Genomic DNA, 17045 nt, shown 5'->3' on the forward strand with positions numbered 1-17045 from the left:
CTGATACAAGTCTGAAAGGATGCGCGCTTGAGCGCAATTACTGATGCCGCCGCTCCGGGCGTTTCGGCGGCTACCCCGATACCTGGGCAAGTCGTCACTCGTTTCGCACCGTCGCCAACCGGCTTCCTGCATATCGGCGGCGCGCGCACCGCGCTGTTCAATTGGCTGTTCGCCAAGGCGAATGGCGGCAAGTTCCTGCTGCGCATTGAGGATACAGATCGCGCGCGCTCGACTCAGCCGGCGATTGACGCGATTCTCGATTCGATGACCTGGCTTGACCTGAATTGGGACGGCGATGCGATCTTTCAATTCGAGCGCGCCCCGCGCCATGCCGAAGTCGCGCATCAGTTGCTCGCTTCGGGCCACGCCTATAAATGCTATGCAACGGCCGAAGAGCTGACCGCGCTCCGCGAAAGCCAGAAGACAGCTAAGCTGCCGATGCGCTATGATGGCCGCTGGCGCGACCGCGACGAGAGCGAGGCGCCGGAGGGCGCGCCTTTCGTGGTGCGGATCAAGGCGCCGAAGGACGGCGCCACGACGATCGATGATCAGGTTCAGGGTTCGATCACCGTCCAGAATGCCGAGCTTGACGATTTCGTCCTACTCCGGTCGGACGGCACGCCGACCTATATGCTCGCCGTGGTGGTCGACGACCATGATATGGGCGTCACGCACGTCATTCGCGGCGACGACCATCTCAACAACGCGTTCCGCCAGCTTGCGGTGATTCGCGGTATGGGCTGGCCTGAGCCGATCTATGCTCATGTGCCGATGATCCACGGACATGACGGCGGCAAATTGTCCAAGCGCCACGGCGCGGTCGGGGTCGAATTCTATCGCGACGAGGCGGGTATTCTGCCTGAGGCGCTGAACAATTATCTGCTCCGCCTCGGCTGGGGGCATGGCGATGACGAAATCATCAGCCGCGAACAGGCGATCGAATGGTTCACGCTTGATGGGGTGGGAAAATCACCAAGCCGGTTCGATTTGAAGAAACTGGAAAACCTGAACGGTCATTATATCCGCCTCGCCGACGATGCGCGACTGGCCGATATGGTCGCCGACCGGCTCGACTTCGACGTCGATGACCGGCAGCGCGATCTTTTGCGTCGCAGCATGGCAGCATTGAAACCGCGCGCCGCCAATCTGATCGAGCTGACCAGCGGCACTGCCTTCCTGTTCCGCGCTCGTCCCCTTGAAATCGACCATGCCGCCGCCGATCTCCTGACTGCTGATGGACGCAGAATTCTCGCACTTGCACATAGCAAGCTTGACGCGCTCGACGGCTGGGATACGGAGAAACTCGAAGACGCGGTTCGGCAGGTTGCCGACGAAGCGGGGACGAAGCTGGGTCAGGTCGCGCAACCATTGCGCGCGGCATTGACGGGCAAGAAGACCTCGCCCGGGATATTCGAAGTGCTCGACCTGCTCGGGCGCGACGAGAGCCTCGGCCGGATCGCCGACCAGATGGCCGCCTGACCCGTCAAAAAGGTTGGGCGGGAACGTAAAGGACCTAATTCGATGAGCGACACCGCAAAGCTGAGCGTTGGCGGCAAGGATCTGGATTTTGCCGTGATGCCGGGCAGCGTCGGTCCCGACGTGATCGATATCCGCAAGCTCTATGCCCAGACCGGCAAGTTCACCTACGATCCCGGCTTCACCTCAACCGCCAGCTGCGATTCCGCGATCACCTATATCGATGGCGACGAAGGCGTGCTGCTGCATCGCGGCTATACGATCGGCGACCTGTCAAAGCAGTCGAGCTTCATGGAAGTCTCCTACCTGCTGCTCAATGGCGAGCTTCCTACGAAGGACGAGCTCGACAATTTCAGCTACACGATCAGCCGTCACACCATGGTGCACGAGCAGTTGGCGACCTTTTATCGCGGCTTCCGTCGTGACGCGCATCCGATGGCGGTGATGTGCGGCGTGGTCGGCGCACTTTCGGCCTTTTATCACGATTCGGCCGACATCACCGATCCGCGCCAGCGCATGATCGCCAGCCACCGGCTGATCGCGAAGATGCCGACGATCGCCGCCATGGCGTATAAATATACCGTCGGGCAGCCCTTCCTCTACCCCGACAATTCCTTGTCCTACACCGGCAATTTCCTGCGTATGACCTTCGGCGTTCCGGCCGAGGAATATGTCGTCAATCCGGTGGTCGAGCGCGCGCTCGATCGCATCTTCATTCTCCATGCCGACCATGAGCAGAACGCGTCGACCTCGACCGTGCGGCTCGCCGGCTCTTCGGGCGCCAACCCGTTCGCCTGCATCGCAGCCGGCATCGCTTGTCTGTGGGGGCCCGCGCATGGCGGCGCCAACGAAGCCGCACTCAACATGCTGCGCGAGATCGGCACGGTCGATCGCATTCCGGAGTATATCGCCCGTGCCAAGGACAAGAACGATCCGTTCCGCCTGATGGGCTTCGGTCACCGCGTGTACAAGAATTACGATCCGCGCGCGACGGTGATGCAGGAAACCGTGCGTGAAGTGCTTGGCGAACTCGGCGTCACCGATCCCGTGTTCGACGTCGCGCTGAAGCTCGAGGAAATGGCGCTCAACGATCCGTACTTCATCGAGAAGAAGCTGTTCCCGAACGTCGATTTCTATTCCGGCGTAATCCTGTCGGCGATCGGTTTCCCGACGACGATGTTCACCGCTTTGTTCGCCCTTGCCCGCACCGTCGGTTGGGTCGCGCAGTGGAACGAGATGATCGCCGATCCGGAGCAGAAGATCGGTCGCCCGCGTCAGCTCTACACCGGCCCGACGCAGCGCGATTACATCTCGGTCGAGAAGCGTTGATCAAGACCGTAATGCAGGCCGCCGGCGTCCTGGTGACGCTGTTCGGCCTGTTTTTCTGCGGTCAGGGCCTCGGCCTCATCATGTGGCCGGCGTCGAGCTTCATGCTCGCGCAGGGGCAATGGGTGATCTACGGCGGGATCATCGCGGTGTTCGGGATTGGCTTGATCGTCTGGTCGCGGCGGCTCTAGCCTTAGCCGGCTTCTTCGATCAAATAGCGCTCGGGTTCAGGCATGCCGCTCCAACCGGATATCGCGCATGGCCAGCCAAACCCCCGCCGCGCTCCGTTCGAGCCGGATGATACCCGACCCGCCGCGCAACTCCTGTGCCCGGCGATACCGGGGCGTCACGCCGAACTCTCCATCGAACACCACGTCATCGATATAATAGGCCGGATGGCCCGCTTCAGCGATGAACAGATGAACATGCGCCGGCATGGTTTCGTTCGGATAGGGCGCCGGCTTGATCGTATCGAATGCATAGCGCCCATCGCTGCCGGTCCTGACCCAGCCGCGCAACCGTCCATGCCGGCGGCTCCATTCGGACTCGCTCGAGCCATTGGCGTAGCGCCCAGCGGCATTGGTGTGATGCGCGTAGATGACGACATTCGCCGCCGGCCTGGCGCCGTCAGCGGTGAGCACGCGCCCGCTCAGGATCATGCGTTCGCCCGGTTCGGCCTTGTTCGCCAGCACTAGCGACGCGTGAAGCTTTTCCGGCGAACGCTCCCCGACTGCTTCGCACCCCTCGCAATTGTACAGATTGGGGCGCACGCGCGGTTGCGTAACACCCTGCAGCAAGCCGGCACGTGACGAAACGGCCAGCCCGCCCGCTGCAAGGCCAAGTCCCACGATTGCGGATCGGCGATCAAGTCCCGGCATAAAGCCCTCGCGATGGACGCGTGATGGGGCGGACATAGCGCATTTCCCGCTTGCTTGAAAATGCTCAGCTGCTGCGCGATCGATTGATCCGATCGTGGATGATGTTGCGCGCAGCCTAGCCGCGATACGGCAAGGTAAAGACGAACCGTGCTCCCTGCCCCGGCGCGCTGTCGACCGTGATGTCGCCGCCCATCGCCCGCGCCAAGCGGCGTGCGATGTACAGCCCCAATCCGCTGCCGCCCGCTTCACGTGGATCGACACGCTCGAACTTCTCGAAGATGCGCTTCTGGTCTTCGATCGCAATGCCCTTGCCCTGGTCGGCGACGATCACCGCGGCGATGTCACCTTCCCGCTCGGCGCGGATCCATACCATGCCATCGGTGGGCGAATAGCGCACCGCATTGCCGATCAGGTTGACCAATATCTGCAACGTGCGGCGGAACTCGCCGGTCGCGGGCAGCACATCCTCGAGCGCGGGCTTGTCGATACGGACCTTGGCTTCGCTCGCGCGGACGCCGAGAAGCCCCGCCGCGCGGCGCGATACATCGGCCAGGTCGATCGCCTCGGCGGCGACCTTGAAGTCGGGACGTTCGATTGCCTGCAGATCGACCAGATCGTCGACCAGCCCCATCAAGTGCCGACCCGCGCTGGCAATGTCGGCGGCGTAATCGGCATAGTCCTGGCGCAGCGGACCTTCGGACTGCGCATTGATACTGTCGGCATTGGCGATAATCCGGCCGAGCGGTGTACGCAGCGCGGCATCGAGCCGCGCGGCAAAGGCGCCCGACACGCCTTCATTCTCCGGAAATGGCGCAACGGCGGCGGGTTCGGGATCGAGCATATGCGCGGCGCCGATAAAGCCCGCGAAGACGCCCTGGCTGTCAGTGCGCGGCGTCGCCGCCAGCCGCACCGCCTGGCCCGTTGGACGGACGATCGCGCGCTGATCGTCAAAGCGCTGCCGCATCGCCAGTCCGCCCAGGATCGGAAATGCCCCTTCGCGGTCCTCGCCGAGCAGGAACAGGCGCGTCAGCGGCTGGCCAAGCATCTCGCCTGCGTCGAAGCCATATTTCGTGCCCACGGTGATCGACAGGAAGCTCAACCTGAGCGCCGAGTCGGTTTCCCACAACCAATCCGCGCCGCTGCGCAGGAAATCGCCTTCGCGCTCGCCATCGGGGGCACCGGGCCGCCAGGCCGAGCGCATCCGCCAGCCAGTAATCTCCAGGCGGACGCCCTTGGCATCGGGGCTGGCGCGAACCCAGAGATCGACATCGCCATCGCCATCGCCCGCGACGACACCGCGCGAGATCAGAATGCCGAGACGCTGCGCCAGCCGCGCCAGCGTCGCGACTTGCGGGATCGCGATCGGTTGACCCAGACTGCCGCCAGCGCGGGTGTTGAGTTCGTGCAGCCGCTGATCGGCCTCGACCAGGCGGCCCGCGGGATCAAGCAGACCGCGCACGGGCGGCAGGCTGGAATCGAGCACGTTCACGCCCGCCTCCGTGCCAGCGCAAGCAACGCGGCGCGGTAATCCGGGTGAAGCCTGAGCGGCGCGAGCGCGGCGCGTGCCATATCAGCCGGCGTTCCGGCGATCGTGTCGATCGAATCGGCAAAGGCTTCGATATCGCGACGCGGATCGGCGTCGCACAGCGCAAGGCCGATCCGGGCGATCGGTTCGCGGTCCAGCTCGAGCGCGCGCAGGACCAGCCACAGCCGGGCTGAATCCGGGTCGAGCACGACCTCGCGCGCCTGGCTGAAGTCCAGCCCCATTGCGTGCGCGATCAGCGCGATGAACAGCGCGATGCGCCGATTACCAAGCGTCTCAACCAGCAAGTCGGGCAGTTCGCGCGGCGTCGCCTCGATCGCCCCCGCCAACCGCATCGCCGCCGCTTCCAGCCGGTCGCCCTCATCATGCGCGGCAAGGCTGCGCACCGCCGCTTCGGCCAGTGCGCGATCCAGTGCCGCCATCGTTTCGTCCGCACCAGTCGCAAAGCGTTCACGCAACGCGGCCGCGACCCACCAGACCAGCCGATGATGAAGATCAGCCGGCAAGTCGGTATGCGACCCCACACCCCCATCGCCTGCACCGCGCCGTCGGCCTTCCGCTGTCAGTAGCGCCATCGCCCCGCCCGCCACGACCGAATCGGGTTGATTGACGAGGCGCGCGAGCAAGCTCGGCCGTTCGGGTTCATCGGGCGCAGCCGCCGGCAAAGCATCGCCCAGCGTATCCTGCTGCACCCGCGCCACCAGTTCGCGCATCAGATCCATATCGCGCAGCAAGCCCGCGACCACCAGCCGGTCAAGCACCGATGTGCCCGGCGCCGTCAACATCTCAGCCAAAATGGTTTCATCGCGCGCCGTCAACAGGCGCGCGGCGTGCTGCCGCAGTGCGCCGTCGATCGACACCACCATTGCGGCCAGCGCCGTCGCCATCGCCGATCGCGATCGATCGTCGAGCCGGGCATCGTCAGGCAGAAAAAAGTCGTCGATCGCCACCGCGAGCCGATGATCGGCACGCGCGTCTGCGCCAGCTGCGCGCATGAGCAGCGGGCTGGCCCCCCTCTGGGCGCCGTCATCCATGTCGCGAACGTTGATCGACATGGGCCTAGGCTTAGGGAAATGTCGTTAAAACGACACTAAGGCTTTTCGCGAAACGCCTCAATCGCGGCGGAAAGCGTCACGCCCGCATAGATCGCCGCCAGCGCAAGCCCGATCAACGGGTATCCGGCGGCCACCGGAACCAGCATGGTGATGAGATAAGCGACCGGGCTGCTCCACCAGATCCGCCTTGTCTGGTCGCCTGCCGCACGTTCAACCAGTGCAGCGACGGCAATGAGCGTGATCGACAAGGTCCATCCGGTCGCGGTGCCGGTGAGCATGCTCGTCACGTGCCCCAGTTCGAGCACGGCCAATGCCGTGAACCCGGGAATCGCCGCCCGTTGTGCGCGCGCCAGCGCTTCCTCGTCCCGCAGCCAGGCGAGCGCGCCGCCAATGGTAAAGGCCAGGGCACTGAACATGGTCAGCACGATTCCGCTGCCCGGCCAGTCGAACCAGATCGCCGCGAGTGCGCCAAGCCCGATCACACACCCCGTGGCGATCAGCGCCCAGGTCGGCATGCCCCGCGCCATCAGGCGTGGCAGCACCAGCCGTGCAAGCGGTGCGAGCAGGAAGCGGTCCGCCCAGGCCACCGGCTTGGACACCAAAGCAGCGAGGATGACATTGCCGCGATCGGCCAGGGTACGCGAATCGCGCTCGATACCATGTGCGCCACCAGCCGCGCCGGGCGGCATGGCGAGATGCGCGGTCTGCGCCTGCGCCGCGACGCGGAGCAATGTCGATTGGAAGTCATAATCCCGGGGCATCGCCGCGACTTCGGCGATTCGCTTGGGATCAAGCAGCGCAAGCCCGGCCCAGGCGGCGTCAGATCCGACTCGTTCGAAACCCGGCATGGCGTCGCGATCGGCCATGGTCAGGATCGCATCCTCAGCCTCCGCGCTGATCATCCCCACCACATCGCCGGTCGTAACCAGACCATCGGCGACGACCAGGACGCGAGCGAGCGGATGGATCTTCTGTTTTGCTTCGACCGCATTGCGCACGACATCGACGGAAACGCCGCGCCGTCCGATCCGGCTGATCGCCCCAAGCAATTCGGGCGTGAGTCGTGCAACGACGACGATAAGCTGCGATGCGCCCGCCGCGACCACCAGCCGCGCCTGGAACTCGATCAGCGTCAGACCGCCGAACGGCAAGGTCGCCGCCAGCGTGCCGCGCCGGTCGTCGGCATCTTCAGTCGCAAAAATCAATCCAGCCAGCATCATCCGGCTGTTAGGACGTCAAGGCGCGAATGGCAAAGACCAGCTCCCGGTTGGATCGGCCCGAGACACGGGATAGGAGATGGATGCACCCATCAGCGCGCCAGAAGGAAGCGGTTCTGCGGGCTCTTCAGAGCCGCTCGACCGCGCGACGCAATTTGCGCAGCATGACCACATCCTGTGGCGGAACGGTCGCCGCCTCGGTCGCGATCGCCATCAGCCGGATTGCACCGAAGCTTGCCGCCAGGCCTTTCAGCCGCCATGCCGCGGCTTGCCAGCCCTCGGCATCGCGCGCGCGTTCGAGGCCGGTCAGCCCGCGCTGAACGCTGTCGAGAAACGCTTCGCGCAGCTCGGCGATCAGCGCGGGTTCGTCACCCACCGCGGCCGCCAGCGTCGCATCGATTGCACCAGGATCATACGCCATGCCGCGTTCGTACAAGGCAACTCTTAAAACGAGGTTTCGCTATTCGCTTTCCGGCGACGCAAATCGTGGTAAACAAAGCATATGAATGGGGGTTCGCGCATTTTCGATATCCGCCCGGGGCGGGGAACAGCCGCCTCGAAGGACGATCTCATCTTGTCCGATCCATTGCCCATCGAAACGCCCGGCCTGACACCCGGGTTCGACGACCCAGAGTTCGACGATGCCGATGACGCACCGCGGGCGCGATTCGGCTGGCTCTTGCCGACACTCGGCGTTCTGGTGTCGGCGGGCTGGGTCGGCACGATGCTGTGGCTGTCCTGGCCAAGCCTGGCCCGGGCCGAGCCGATGGCCCTGACCGGCTTCATCGCCGCACTGTGCGTGCCGCCGGCGTTGATCGGCATCCTGCTGATCCTCGCGCTGCGCACCAGCCGAACCGAAGCCAAGCGTTTCGGCGAGACCGCTCAGGCAATGCGCGCCGAAGCCGCCAGCCTGGAGCGGACCATTGCCGTACTGTCGCGCACAATCGACGCCAATCGCGCCAAACTGGCCGAACAGACGACGGCGCTGATGGCGATGGGCGACGGAGCGGCGACCAAGCTGGCAACGATCGGCACCAGTCTTACCGAGCAAGTGGCCGAAGCGGATACGCATGCCCGTACGCTGGCCGAAGCCGCAGCCGTAGCGCATGGCAAACTTGACATATTGATGGCGATGCTGCCGCGCGCCCATAGCGAAACGGCCGATATGGCCAAGACGCTGGAGCGCACCGGAATGAGCGCGACCGAGCATGCCATGGCGCTCGATGCCCAGTTGACCGCGCTCGCCGAACGCGGTCGCGAAGCGGATGCGGTCGCCGGTGGTGCGGCGCAGCGGCTCGCCGCACACATCACGCGGATGGAAGTGACCGGCGAGACGGCCGGCACGCGCCTCGAACAGATCACCGGCACCATGTCCGAAGCGGTCGATGGCTTGCTTGGCCGTACCGCCGACGCCGTCGACGAAGCGCGCAAGGGCATTACCGCGCAGGGCGAGGCGATGCTGGCGATGATCGGCACCAACCAGGCGGCGCTCGAGCGTGCCGGCCAGGACGGGGCTGAAGCTCTGGCAGCGCGGATGAGCACGATCGAGGCGTTTATCGACCGGATCGCCGCGCGCCTCGACGAGCAGCGCGGGACGAGCGATGCGATCATCACTGAGCTCGATGACGGCATCACGCATGTCTCCGGGCGTCTCGACACGCTTCATGTCCAGGGCGTCGATCGCACCCAGATGCTCGCCGCATCGATCAGCGCGCTTGGCGGATCAGCCGATGCGATGACTGAGGCGCTCAAGACCGGCGACCAGATGGCGGCCAGCGCGATCACCACGACCGAGCGTCTGCTTCTCGCGCTCGACGCCGCCGCGCGCGAGATCGACGAGACGCTGCCTGACGCCCTTACCCGGCTCGACACGCGAATCCTCGACAGCCGCAAGGTCATCGGCGACGCGAAACCCGAATTGCTTGCCCTGGTCACCGCGGCCGAGAGCACGCATGACGCGATTGAAGCGATCGCTCATGTCATCTCGCATCAACGCGATACGGTCGACAAATTGTCGGGCACGTTGCTCGAAACACTGACCAACGGCCAGACCAAGGCCGATGCGCTCGGCCAGATGGTCGACGACACGATCGGCCGCACGCATCGCTTCGCCGAAGAGGCGGCACCGCGACTGGTCGAAGCGTTGCTGCGCGTTCGCGACACCGCCAGCGCCGCCGCAGACCGTGCGCGCGAGACGCTGGCAACGGTCATCCCCGAGGCGGCACAAGCGCTCGAAACCGCCAGCACGATCGCAATCCAGCGCGCGGCGGGCAATGCCGTGCAGCAGCATATCGCCGCAATCGGCGAAGCTGCGGAGATGGCGGCGGAAGCCGCGCAGCGCGCCTCCGAACGGCTGACGCGCCAGATGCTATCGATCGCCGATTCGACCGCGGTGGTCGAAAGCCGGATCGAGGAAGCGCGCGAGGAAGGCGAGAATGCCGATCGCGATACCTTCGCCCGACGTGTGTCGCTGCTGATCGAATCGCTCAATTCGGTCTCGATCGACATCACCAAATCCGTCTCGGCCGAAGTATCAGACAGTGCCTGGGCCGCTTATCTGAAGGGCGATCGCGGCGTCTTCACGCGCCGCGCGGTGCGCCTGCTCGATGCCGGCGAGGCGCGTGAGATCCTCCGGCATTATGACGAGGACCCGACCTTCCGCGAACAGGTCAATCGCTACATCCATGATTTCGAGGCGATGCTGCGGGCGATCCTGGCGCAGCGCGACGGATCACCGTTGGGCGTGACGTTGTTGTCATCCGACATGGGCAAGCTGTACGTCGCGCTCGCCCAGGCAATCGAGCGGCTGCGCGCCTGATCGCGTCAGGCGGCTCTGCTCTCCACTCGCCTGCACCGTCCGATCAGGAGCGATTCGAAGCCCGAATGATGCTGTTTCTGCTGTTATTTCGGCGCCAATTTTTTCCGTGCTGTTAAGTTGGATTTTGCGGCTAAATTTCTCGCCCGTTTCCAAATCTTTACGATCAAATATGCTGTTATTGAATAACAGCATGAAAACAGCATGGAACAGCATGCTGTTTTCGACGGAATCAGCACGCGCGAACATTCTGTTTTAACGACAATGAGAAAGAGCATGGCGGAGGCTCTGCAGAGCCCCGTCCGGTGCTACGCTGTCATGATCGATATCGGATTTGAATCGCCATCACCCGAACTGGACAAAGGAAATCACATTCTGGTCGGGGTCACGGATATGGAAGTCGGTGCCACCCCAGGCCTGCCTGGTCAGGCGCTGCGCAAATTCAACGTCACGCGCGAAGAACTCCTCGAAGAGCGCCTTGACGTTGGTGACCTCGAACGAGGCGAGGATCAGCGATCCTTCCGCCGCGGCCAGTTCGGCGAAGTTGGTCCGGTGCACGAACCGCAAATGCAGGCATGCTCCGTCGCGTGAAACCGCGCCGTAAAAGGCCGGTTGCCCATGCAGGAAATCCACTGCGAAGCCGAGCTTCTCCCGGTAGAAAGCGACCGCCGCTGCGACATCACGGACGAACAGGATAGGCACGACGCTTTTCAACAATGGTGCGCCGGGGTCCGGGCGTGGCGTCTTGGGCGCGCCGGCCGCCACAGCCTTCAATGCCGCCCAGTTCGCAAAGCCCGCCTCGACCGCAACAATCTCCTGTGCAAGCGCGAGGGGCATTGGCAGGTCGAGCACCTCGCGATCAGTGAGATGGCGATACCGTTCAATCAGGCGAAGCTTCCCACCGACGGAATAATTGCCCGCGCGGTGCCAGCCCTGCAATTGCCTGGCCTGCTTGCGATAGGTTTCAATGGTCGCCATCGAACGGACTCCTGCTGATCTGTTCAGCGGGCGGGCCTGGCCCTTTCAGCGCCGGCGCTGATGCGTCCCGTCAGGCAAGTCGGACTATGAGTGGCTGCCTTTGGCTGTCAAGCCGCCGGCCGATTGCCAGGCACACCGGCAAAACATCACGCGACCATGGCAGGATGGCGCGGCAACGCGCTGTATTGACGCAGGATTGGCTATAAACTCATGCTCATCGATGGTATCCTCCGAACCGACGATCAGGCACAGGAGACCGAATGTCGTTTCTTCGTTTGGCGGGCCGCCCCTGTCGCACACCGACACGCCGCTGAGGTCCGCAGTCATGTCACGGTCAAACCGCTACCCTTCCGCGTCTATTCCCATCTCCAACTTTTCCAGCATAGGCCGGCACTACCGCACCGGTAATTTCGATCCACCGACCCCCGCCGATCGAGGTGCGGGGCCCTGGAGATCCAAGCCAGTGACGGTCGAAACGGCCGCGAAATACGCCGCCCTCAACACAGCGGTCGGGGTACCAACCATGGTCTATCCCGGTCTCAACGCGACCCGTCACCTGCGGCATTATCTCAACAATACGGGCGAGACCTATACGATCGATCTGGAGGATATGATACGCTGTGTGCCCAGCGCGAAGCGCGCGATGGTGGCTGAATTTCGCCAGGCGCAGAATTTCCTCCAGGGCAGGCCGGCATGAGTTCACGTCAACGAGCGCCGAAGGCGGGTATAACGAAGAATTTGAGTGCCCGGAGTGGTACTTCGCGATCGGCGGCTACGCCTATTGGGGTAAGGGCGAGGCAGTTATTACCACCACCCAACGCGGCAGACGTTATGAGGTGGATTTCACCTATTGCTTCCGCGACCGGTATAATTGGGATGGCGGCAAGGCGGTGGACTTCGGGCCCCTGCACATCACCGATGAATTCATGGGCGAATTCCACCGCCAAGGACTTGCCCGCGAGTTCGACTGTGTGGGATCTGTGCAGCGGGCAATCACCTGGGAGGGCGATGCGACATTCCCGTCCGAGCGATCCATTCTCACACGACAAGGGCGATAGCGATGCGGGCGCTGTCAATGCTGACGATAGTGACGGCCTTCGCCTTTACCGCATGCAGCGCTTCGCCCGCGCAGGAGAAACCCCGGATGACGAACGAGAAAACGCAGGGCAACACCACCGCGATCCTGCACCGTATTGGGCTAGAACTGCCGCCCGCCGCGAGGATCGAGTTCGCCGAAGAGAAGAGCGGGCAGGATGATTCGGCCCGGCTGGTGGCGGTGATGCCCATCGGCGACTGGAAGGCGTTGTTGAAGCGGTTACCCATGCCCGAAACCGACCAATCGCCATTCGAGGCGGAGGCGAACTTTCATCTTGGTGCGGATCACGGCCAATGGACACCCGGTACGGCCAAGGGGCTGGAAACGGTCCAACTGTCCTGGCGCGACGGGACGGAATCGTTGAATTTGGGTATTGCGCCAGCGGGTCAGGGCGAGGTTCGCCTGTTTGTCTACTGGTACCAGTTATAGCGCCTCAGCCGGGAACAGGCTGAAGCGATTTCGACCTGAATTGATCCACGACTTCCGTTCGCCCTGAACTGTCGAGGAGCCGTTGTTCTCTTTTGCGGCCAGCCCGGACAGGGAGAGGGAATTCCACTCAATCTCGCGTTGCTCTAGCTCGCCTCGTTGCCCAGCCTGTCGAACAGATCGACGGTCTCGGGCGTCACCCAGCCGAAATGATAGTTGAGCATGAACAGGCCGAACAGGATCGTCGCGACGATCGTCACGCGGATCGCGACCTTGCCCGCCTGAAAAGTGTGCGGCGCACTCTCGGCCTGGCCCGGCACACGCGCCACCCCGGCCTCGTCCGACGTGCGCACCCCGAAGGGTAGCACGAAGAACACCGAAAAGGCCCAGAACAGGAAATAGATGGCGAGAGCCGAGGTCCACCGCATCGCTGGATCAGGCCTCGATCAGCAGCACGTCGACGATCGGCTTCTTGCCGGTCCAGCGCGTCGCGACGCGGCGAACCGAGAGCCTGATACCTTCGCGCAGTTTCGACCGATCACGGCCGCCCGAACGAACCGCCTCGGCCGCCGCGTCGATCGCCTCGGCGACGAACGGGTCACGATCTTCCTCAACCGGAATACCCTGAAGCTGAACCTGCGGCTTGCCGAGCAGCGCACCATTTTTGCCGACCGCGACCGCGACCGAAATCTGGCCGAACAGTGACAGCTTGCGCCGTTCGTTGATCGTCGCACCATCACCGGGCAGGATCACGTCACCGTCGAGCACGAGGCGGCCGACCGCGGCGTGGCCAATCTTCTGCGGATCGCCCGGCGCAAGCCGCACGATATCGCCATTGGTCTGCACCAGCGCCTGCGGCACGCCTTCGGCCAGGCCGAAACGCGCCTGCTCCATCAAATGACGCATCTCACCATGCACCGGCATCAATATATCCGGCTTCATCCAGCGATACATTTGCGCCAGTTCGGGGCGGCCGGGATGGCCCGACACATGGACATGCGCCTGGCGATCAGTGATCATCACCACGCCCTTGGCCGCGAGCTGGTTCTGGATACGGCCGATCGCGACTTCATTGCCCGGGATCTGCTTCGACGAGAAGACGACGGTATCGCCGGCGTCCAGGCTGATCGGATGCTGGCCATTGGCGACGCGCGCCAATGCGGCGCGTTCCTCGCCCTGTCCACCCGTCGCGACGACCAGCACCTTGTTGCGCGGCAGGCGCATCGCGGCTTCGGCATCGATCGTCTCGGGGAAGTTCTTCAGATAGCCGGTCGCGCGGGCGACCTTCAGGATGCGGTCGAGCGAGCGGCCCTGAACGCATAATGCGCGACCCGTTTCGCGCGCGACTTCACCAAGCGTGTGGAGACGGGCGGCATTGGACGCGAACGAGGTGACCAGCACCCTGCCCTTCGCCTTGCCGATGGTATCCATCAGGCCGAGCAGCACGTCGCTTTCCGAGCCAGAGGCTTCGGGATTGAACACGTTGGTCGAATCGCAAACCAGCGCGAGGATACCGGCATCGCCGATCGCGGCGAGCTGTTCGGTCGTGGCGGGCTTGCCGATCACCGGCGCCGCGTCGAGCTTCCAGTCGCCGGTGTGGAAGATACGGCCATAGGGCGTGTCGATCAGCAGTGCGCTCGCCTCGGGAATCGAGTGCGACATAGGCACGAACTGTACGCCGAAAGGGCCGAGATCAAAGGGTTCGCCGGGCTGCTTCACATGCAGTTTCACCCGGTCGGCATTGCCTTCCTCTTCCAGCTTGCCGCGGATCAGGCCGGCGGTGAATGGTGTCGCGTAGAGCGGCACGCCAAGGTCTTCGGCGAGATAGGGCAGCGCACCGATATGGTCTTCATGGCCATGAGTCAGCACGATGCCGATCAGATCGTCGAGGCGTTCCTCGATGAACTGCAGATCGGGCAGAATCACATCGATGCCGGGATATTGCGGGTCGGCAAAGGTGATGCCGCAATCGACCATCAGCCATTTGCCCTGACAGCCATAGAGATTGACGTTCATGCCGATCTCGCCCGAGCCGCCAAGCGCCACGAACAGGAGTTCTTTCTTTGGGTTAGTCACTAAAAATATTGTCTTTCTGGTTCGGCCTGTGCCGCGATCGCGGACGGCCATAGGAGTGCGCGTTCAGCGCGATGAATTCGGTTGAGGATGGAGCGGGGCGCCATTCCCGGGCGCGCTCTCGCAAAGCTCTAATCCTTTATATGGGCGCGATCCCACAGCATCGCCAGCCCCTGAATGGTCAGATCGTCTTCGATATGGTCGAAAACATCGGTGTGTTGCTCAAATAGCGTCGCTAGACCGCCCGTGGCGATGACCTTGATCGGGCGACCGACCTCCGCCTTCATTCGCGCGACCAGCCCCTCGATCATCGAAATATAGCCCAATAGATGCCGATATGCATCTGGCTGACCGTGTCGCGGCCGATCACCGACAGGTTGCCGGTCGGCGCCTCGATCGCGATGCGCGGCAACTTGGCGGCGGCGGTGACCAGTGCATCAAGCGACAGGTTGATACCCGGTGCAATGATCCCGCCCTTGTACGCGCCCGAATAATCGGAAAAATCGAACGTCGTCGCGGTGCCGAAATCGATCGTGATCAGGTCGCCTGGGTACAGCGCATGCGCCGCGATCATGTTGACGGCGCGATCGGCGCCGACCGTGCGCGGTTCCTCGACATCGAGGTGCATGCCCCATTCGACCGGCGGCTGGCCGGCGATCAGCGGTTCGCCGCCGAAATATTTACGCGCCAGGGTTTGGAGATTGTGCAGCGCGCGCGGCACGACGGTGGCAATGATCACGCCCGTCACGTCCTTGCGGTCATAACCTTCGAGGCTGAGCAACTGGCTGAGCCAGACGACATATTCGTCGGCGGTGCGGCGCGGGTCAGTGGCGATGCGCCAGCGCGCCCTGATCGCCTTGCCCTCGTCCGCGGTATCGACCAGCGCGAACACGACATTGGTATTGCCGGCATCGATCGCAAGCAGCATGCGGCGGCCTTTCAGATCAGGAATACATCGGCGGCGTGAATGACACGGGTCATACCATCCGCCAAGCGCAGGATGAGTGCGCCGTCATTGTCGAGGCCGACGAACAGGCCGTCAGTCGCGCTGCCATCGGGCAACCGTGCGGTCAGCGCCGTGCCGGGAGCATGCGCACGATCCAGCCAACGCGCGCGGATCGGCGCAAGACCTTCGCCGCGCCAGCGCGCGAGCCAGAGCGCAAAGGCCGCGACAAGAGTGTCGAGGAAATCGGCCGGGTCGGGCGTGATGCCGTGCGCGGCGAGGCTGGTGGCAAGGCGATCCAGATCGGTCGGATGATGCGCCAGGTTGACGCCGATGCCGATCACGACGGCATCACCTGCTCCTTCAAGCAGAATGCCGGAGAGTTTCGCCCCGTCGAGCAGCAGGTCGTTGGGCCATTTGAGCTGAAGTTGATCTCCTGTCCCGTCCTCCCCGCGAACGCGGGGGTCCCGCTGCCTTTCGGCGCTCACGGAAAAAGAAGAAGCGGGATTCCCGCGTTCGCGGGAATGACGTGGAGGGAGATAGGCGCGAACCACCTCTTCAAGCGCCACCGCAGTGACCAGTGCCAGCGTCGCCGCCTGTGGGTCGCTGGCGCGCAACCGCACCAGGGTGGAAGTGTAGAGGTTGCCCGCTGGTGAGGCCCAGGCCCTGCCCTGCCGCCCGCGACCGCCATATTGGCGCTCCGCCCGCAACCAGACGCCTTCTTCCACGCCGCTCCTGGCGAGCGCGAGCATATCGGCGTTGGTCGATCCCGTCTCGGCGACGGTGCGGATGATCACGGCGCGCCACCCGGTTCAATCTTCCGACCATAAAGCGCCTCGTTGAGGCGGCCATCGGACGATGCGATGCCAAGAATATCCATCAACCGCTCGACGGCGGCATAGGCGCGCTCACGATCCTCGGTATCCGCCAGGTCGAAAAGATGGAGCTTCTCGATTGCCCGATCGAGGAACTTGTCCTTGGTGAACGATCCCCGCCCGAGGACCTCGCGCGCCACATCGTTCAACGGATCATTCGGCAAGGCCAGAACATCCTCCGAGCCGTAGCCGACATAGTCTCCCTCGGGCATGAACTTCGATTGAGCGATAAAAGCCGCCAGTTGCGCACGCTGAATCTCGGTCAGGACCATGGGCACTTCGCTGGCATTTCCACAAGCCGCGAGCAGCAAAATTCCGGCAAATGCTCCGATAAAATTCAGCAA

The 17045-nt window shown here is 63.6% G+C and carries 18 protein-coding genes and 1 pseudogene; 7 read left to right on the forward strand and 12 right to left on the reverse strand.

Translation table 11 applies throughout. From position 1 onward, the window contains the following. Positions 1-36: 36 nt before the first annotated feature. The 3 genes from gltX to OO12_RS28310 are packed head-to-tail and all read left to right on the forward strand — an operon-like array spanning position 37 to position 2993. The gene (gltX, locus tag OO12_RS23720; RefSeq protein WP_235364997.1) at positions 37-1479 is read left to right on the forward strand and encodes a glutamate--tRNA ligase; all 1443 of its coding nucleotides are present in this window, start codon (positions 37-39) and stop codon (positions 1477-1479) included. Between the two features lie 42 nt (positions 1480-1521). After that, positions 1522-2805, forward strand: a complete 1284-nt coding sequence (locus OO12_RS23725) for a citrate synthase (protein WP_034161232.1) — start codon at positions 1522-1524, stop codon at positions 2803-2805. Further along, positions 2802-2993, forward strand: a complete 192-nt coding sequence (locus tag OO12_RS28310; RefSeq protein WP_152616629.1) for a hypothetical protein — start codon at positions 2802-2804, stop codon at positions 2991-2993. Before OO12_RS23725 ends, OO12_RS28310 begins: the two co-directional genes overlap by 4 nt. 36 nt (positions 2994-3029) lie before the next feature. On the opposite strand, the gene OO12_RS23735 is transcribed toward OO12_RS28310, so the two are convergent. From OO12_RS23735 to OO12_RS23755, 5 genes are all read right to left on the reverse strand, one after another. Further along, positions 3030-3716, reverse strand: a complete 687-nt coding sequence (locus OO12_RS23735; RefSeq protein ID WP_082006766.1) for a dioxygenase family protein — start codon at positions 3714-3716, stop codon at positions 3030-3032. 79 nt (positions 3717-3795) lie between these two features. Further along, entirely contained in the window at positions 3796-5169 is a 1374-nt protein-coding gene (locus OO12_RS23740) for a PAS domain-containing sensor histidine kinase (RefSeq protein WP_034161234.1), read from the reverse strand. Further along, entirely contained in the window at positions 5166-6278 is a 1113-nt protein-coding gene (locus tag OO12_RS23745; protein ID WP_034161235.1) for a DUF2336 domain-containing protein, read from the reverse strand. Before OO12_RS23745 ends, OO12_RS23740 begins: the two co-directional genes overlap by 4 nt. 35 nt (positions 6279-6313) lie before the next feature. After that, positions 6314-7495, reverse strand: coding sequence for a hypothetical protein (locus OO12_RS23750; RefSeq protein ID WP_034161323.1), 1182 nt, complete (start codon positions 7493-7495; stop codon positions 6314-6316). A 127-nt stretch (positions 7496-7622) separates the two neighbouring features. After that, the gene (locus tag OO12_RS23755; RefSeq protein WP_034161236.1) at positions 7623-7916 is read right to left on the reverse strand and encodes an Hpt domain-containing protein; all 294 of its coding nucleotides are present in this window, start codon (positions 7914-7916) and stop codon (positions 7623-7625) included. A gap of 81 nt (positions 7917-7997) precedes the next feature. Here OO12_RS23755 and OO12_RS23760 point away from each other — a divergent pair, with 81 nt between their 5' ends. Next, a complete protein-coding gene (locus tag OO12_RS23760; protein ID WP_034161237.1) occupies positions 7998-10313 on the forward strand; it encodes a hypothetical protein in 2316 nt (771 codons plus the stop codon). Here OO12_RS23760 and OO12_RS28315 read toward each other — a convergent pair. Continuing rightward, a complete protein-coding gene (locus OO12_RS28315) occupies positions 10251-10559 on the reverse strand; it encodes a hypothetical protein (RefSeq protein ID WP_152616630.1) in 309 nt (102 codons plus the stop codon). The two genes, OO12_RS23760 and OO12_RS28315, sit on opposite strands and share 63 nt — an antisense overlap. 96 nt (positions 10560-10655) lie before the next feature. Continuing rightward, positions 10656-11288, reverse strand: coding sequence for a glyoxalase superfamily protein (locus tag OO12_RS23765; protein ID WP_034161238.1), 633 nt, complete (start codon positions 11286-11288; stop codon positions 10656-10658). A 463-nt stretch (positions 11289-11751) separates the two neighbouring features. Between OO12_RS23765 and OO12_RS23770 the strand changes: the two genes are divergently transcribed. The 3 genes from OO12_RS23770 (at position 11752) to OO12_RS23780 (ending at position 12813) form a co-directional block, all read left to right on the forward strand. Then, entirely contained in the window at positions 11752-11985 is a 234-nt protein-coding gene (locus OO12_RS23770) for a hypothetical protein (RefSeq protein WP_034161239.1), read from the forward strand. Between the two features lie 139 nt (positions 11986-12124). Further along, entirely contained in the window at positions 12125-12346 is a 222-nt protein-coding gene (locus OO12_RS28785) for a hypothetical protein (protein WP_034161240.1), read from the forward strand. 17 nt (positions 12347-12363) lie between these two features. Continuing rightward, positions 12364-12813: a hypothetical protein gene (locus OO12_RS23780; RefSeq protein WP_152616631.1), complete on the forward strand. Its 450-nt coding sequence runs from the start codon at positions 12364-12366 to the stop codon at positions 12811-12813. 143 nt (positions 12814-12956) lie between these two features. Here the strand turns inward: OO12_RS23780 and OO12_RS23785 are convergent, their stop codons facing one another. The 5 genes and pseudogenes from OO12_RS23785 to OO12_RS23805 form a co-directional block, all read right to left on the reverse strand. Next, positions 12957-13238, reverse strand: coding sequence for a DUF1467 family protein (locus tag OO12_RS23785; protein WP_034161242.1), 282 nt, complete (start codon positions 13236-13238; stop codon positions 12957-12959). A 7-nt stretch (positions 13239-13245) separates the two neighbouring features. Continuing rightward, positions 13246-14826 (reverse strand): ribonuclease J, encoded by a 1581-nt coding sequence (locus OO12_RS23790; RefSeq protein ID WP_052216241.1) that lies wholly within the window; start codon positions 14824-14826, stop codon positions 13246-13248. Between the two features lie 188 nt (positions 14827-15014). Beyond that, positions 15015-15811 (reverse strand): annotated as a pseudogene (locus tag OO12_RS23795) (type III pantothenate kinase). Between the two features lie 11 nt (positions 15812-15822). Then, the gene (locus OO12_RS23800; protein ID WP_052216242.1) at positions 15823-16578 is read right to left on the reverse strand and encodes a biotin--[acetyl-CoA-carboxylase] ligase; all 756 of its coding nucleotides are present in this window, start codon (positions 16576-16578) and stop codon (positions 15823-15825) included. Positions 16579-16619: 41 nt separating this feature from the next. Then, complete coding sequence (locus OO12_RS23805) at positions 16620-17045, reverse strand: DUF4844 domain-containing protein (RefSeq protein WP_034161244.1); 426 nt, start codon at positions 17043-17045, stop codon at positions 16620-16622.

Origin of the sequence: Sphingomonas sp. ERG5, from assembly GCF_000803065.1 — a bacterium.
Taxonomy (GTDB): Bacteria; Pseudomonadota; Alphaproteobacteria; order Sphingomonadales; family Sphingomonadaceae; genus Sphingomonas.

Excerpts from the sequence above, each read along its gene's own strand:
- OO12_RS23725 (WP_034161232.1), top strand. The coding sequence starts at position 1,522 with ATGAGCGACACCGCAAAGCTGAGCGTTGGCGGCAAGGATCTGGATTTT.
- OO12_RS23735 (WP_082006766.1), bottom strand. The coding sequence starts at position 3,716 with ATGTCCGCCCCATCACGCGTCCATCGCGAGGGCTTTATGCCGGGACTT.
- OO12_RS23745 (WP_034161235.1), bottom strand. The coding sequence starts at position 6,278 with ATGTCGATCAACGTTCGCGACATGGATGACGGCGCCCAGAGGGGGGCC.
- OO12_RS23750 (WP_034161323.1), bottom strand. The coding sequence starts at position 7,495 with ATGCTGGCTGGATTGATTTTTGCGACTGAAGATGCCGACGACCGGCGC.
- OO12_RS23755 (WP_034161236.1), bottom strand. The coding sequence starts at position 7,916 with ATGGCGTATGATCCTGGTGCAATCGATGCGACGCTGGCGGCCGCGGTG.
- OO12_RS23760 (WP_034161237.1), top strand. The coding sequence starts at position 7,998 with ATGAATGGGGGTTCGCGCATTTTCGATATCCGCCCGGGGCGGGGAACA.
- OO12_RS28315 (WP_152616630.1), bottom strand. The coding sequence starts at position 10,559 with ATGTTCGCGCGTGCTGATTCCGTCGAAAACAGCATGCTGTTCCATGCT.
- OO12_RS23765 (WP_034161238.1), bottom strand. The coding sequence starts at position 11,288 with ATGGCGACCATTGAAACCTATCGCAAGCAGGCCAGGCAATTGCAGGGC.
- OO12_RS23780 (WP_152616631.1), top strand. The coding sequence starts at position 12,364 with ATGCTGACGATAGTGACGGCCTTCGCCTTTACCGCATGCAGCGCTTCG.
- OO12_RS23785 (WP_034161242.1), bottom strand. The coding sequence starts at position 13,238 with ATGCGGTGGACCTCGGCTCTCGCCATCTATTTCCTGTTCTGGGCCTTT.
- OO12_RS23790 (WP_052216241.1), bottom strand. The coding sequence starts at position 14,826 with ATGAACGTCAATCTCTATGGCTGTCAGGGCAAATGGCTGATGGTCGAT.
- OO12_RS23800 (WP_052216242.1), bottom strand. The coding sequence starts at position 16,578 with ATGCTCGCGCTCGCCAGGAGCGGCGTGGAAGAAGGCGTCTGGTTGCGG.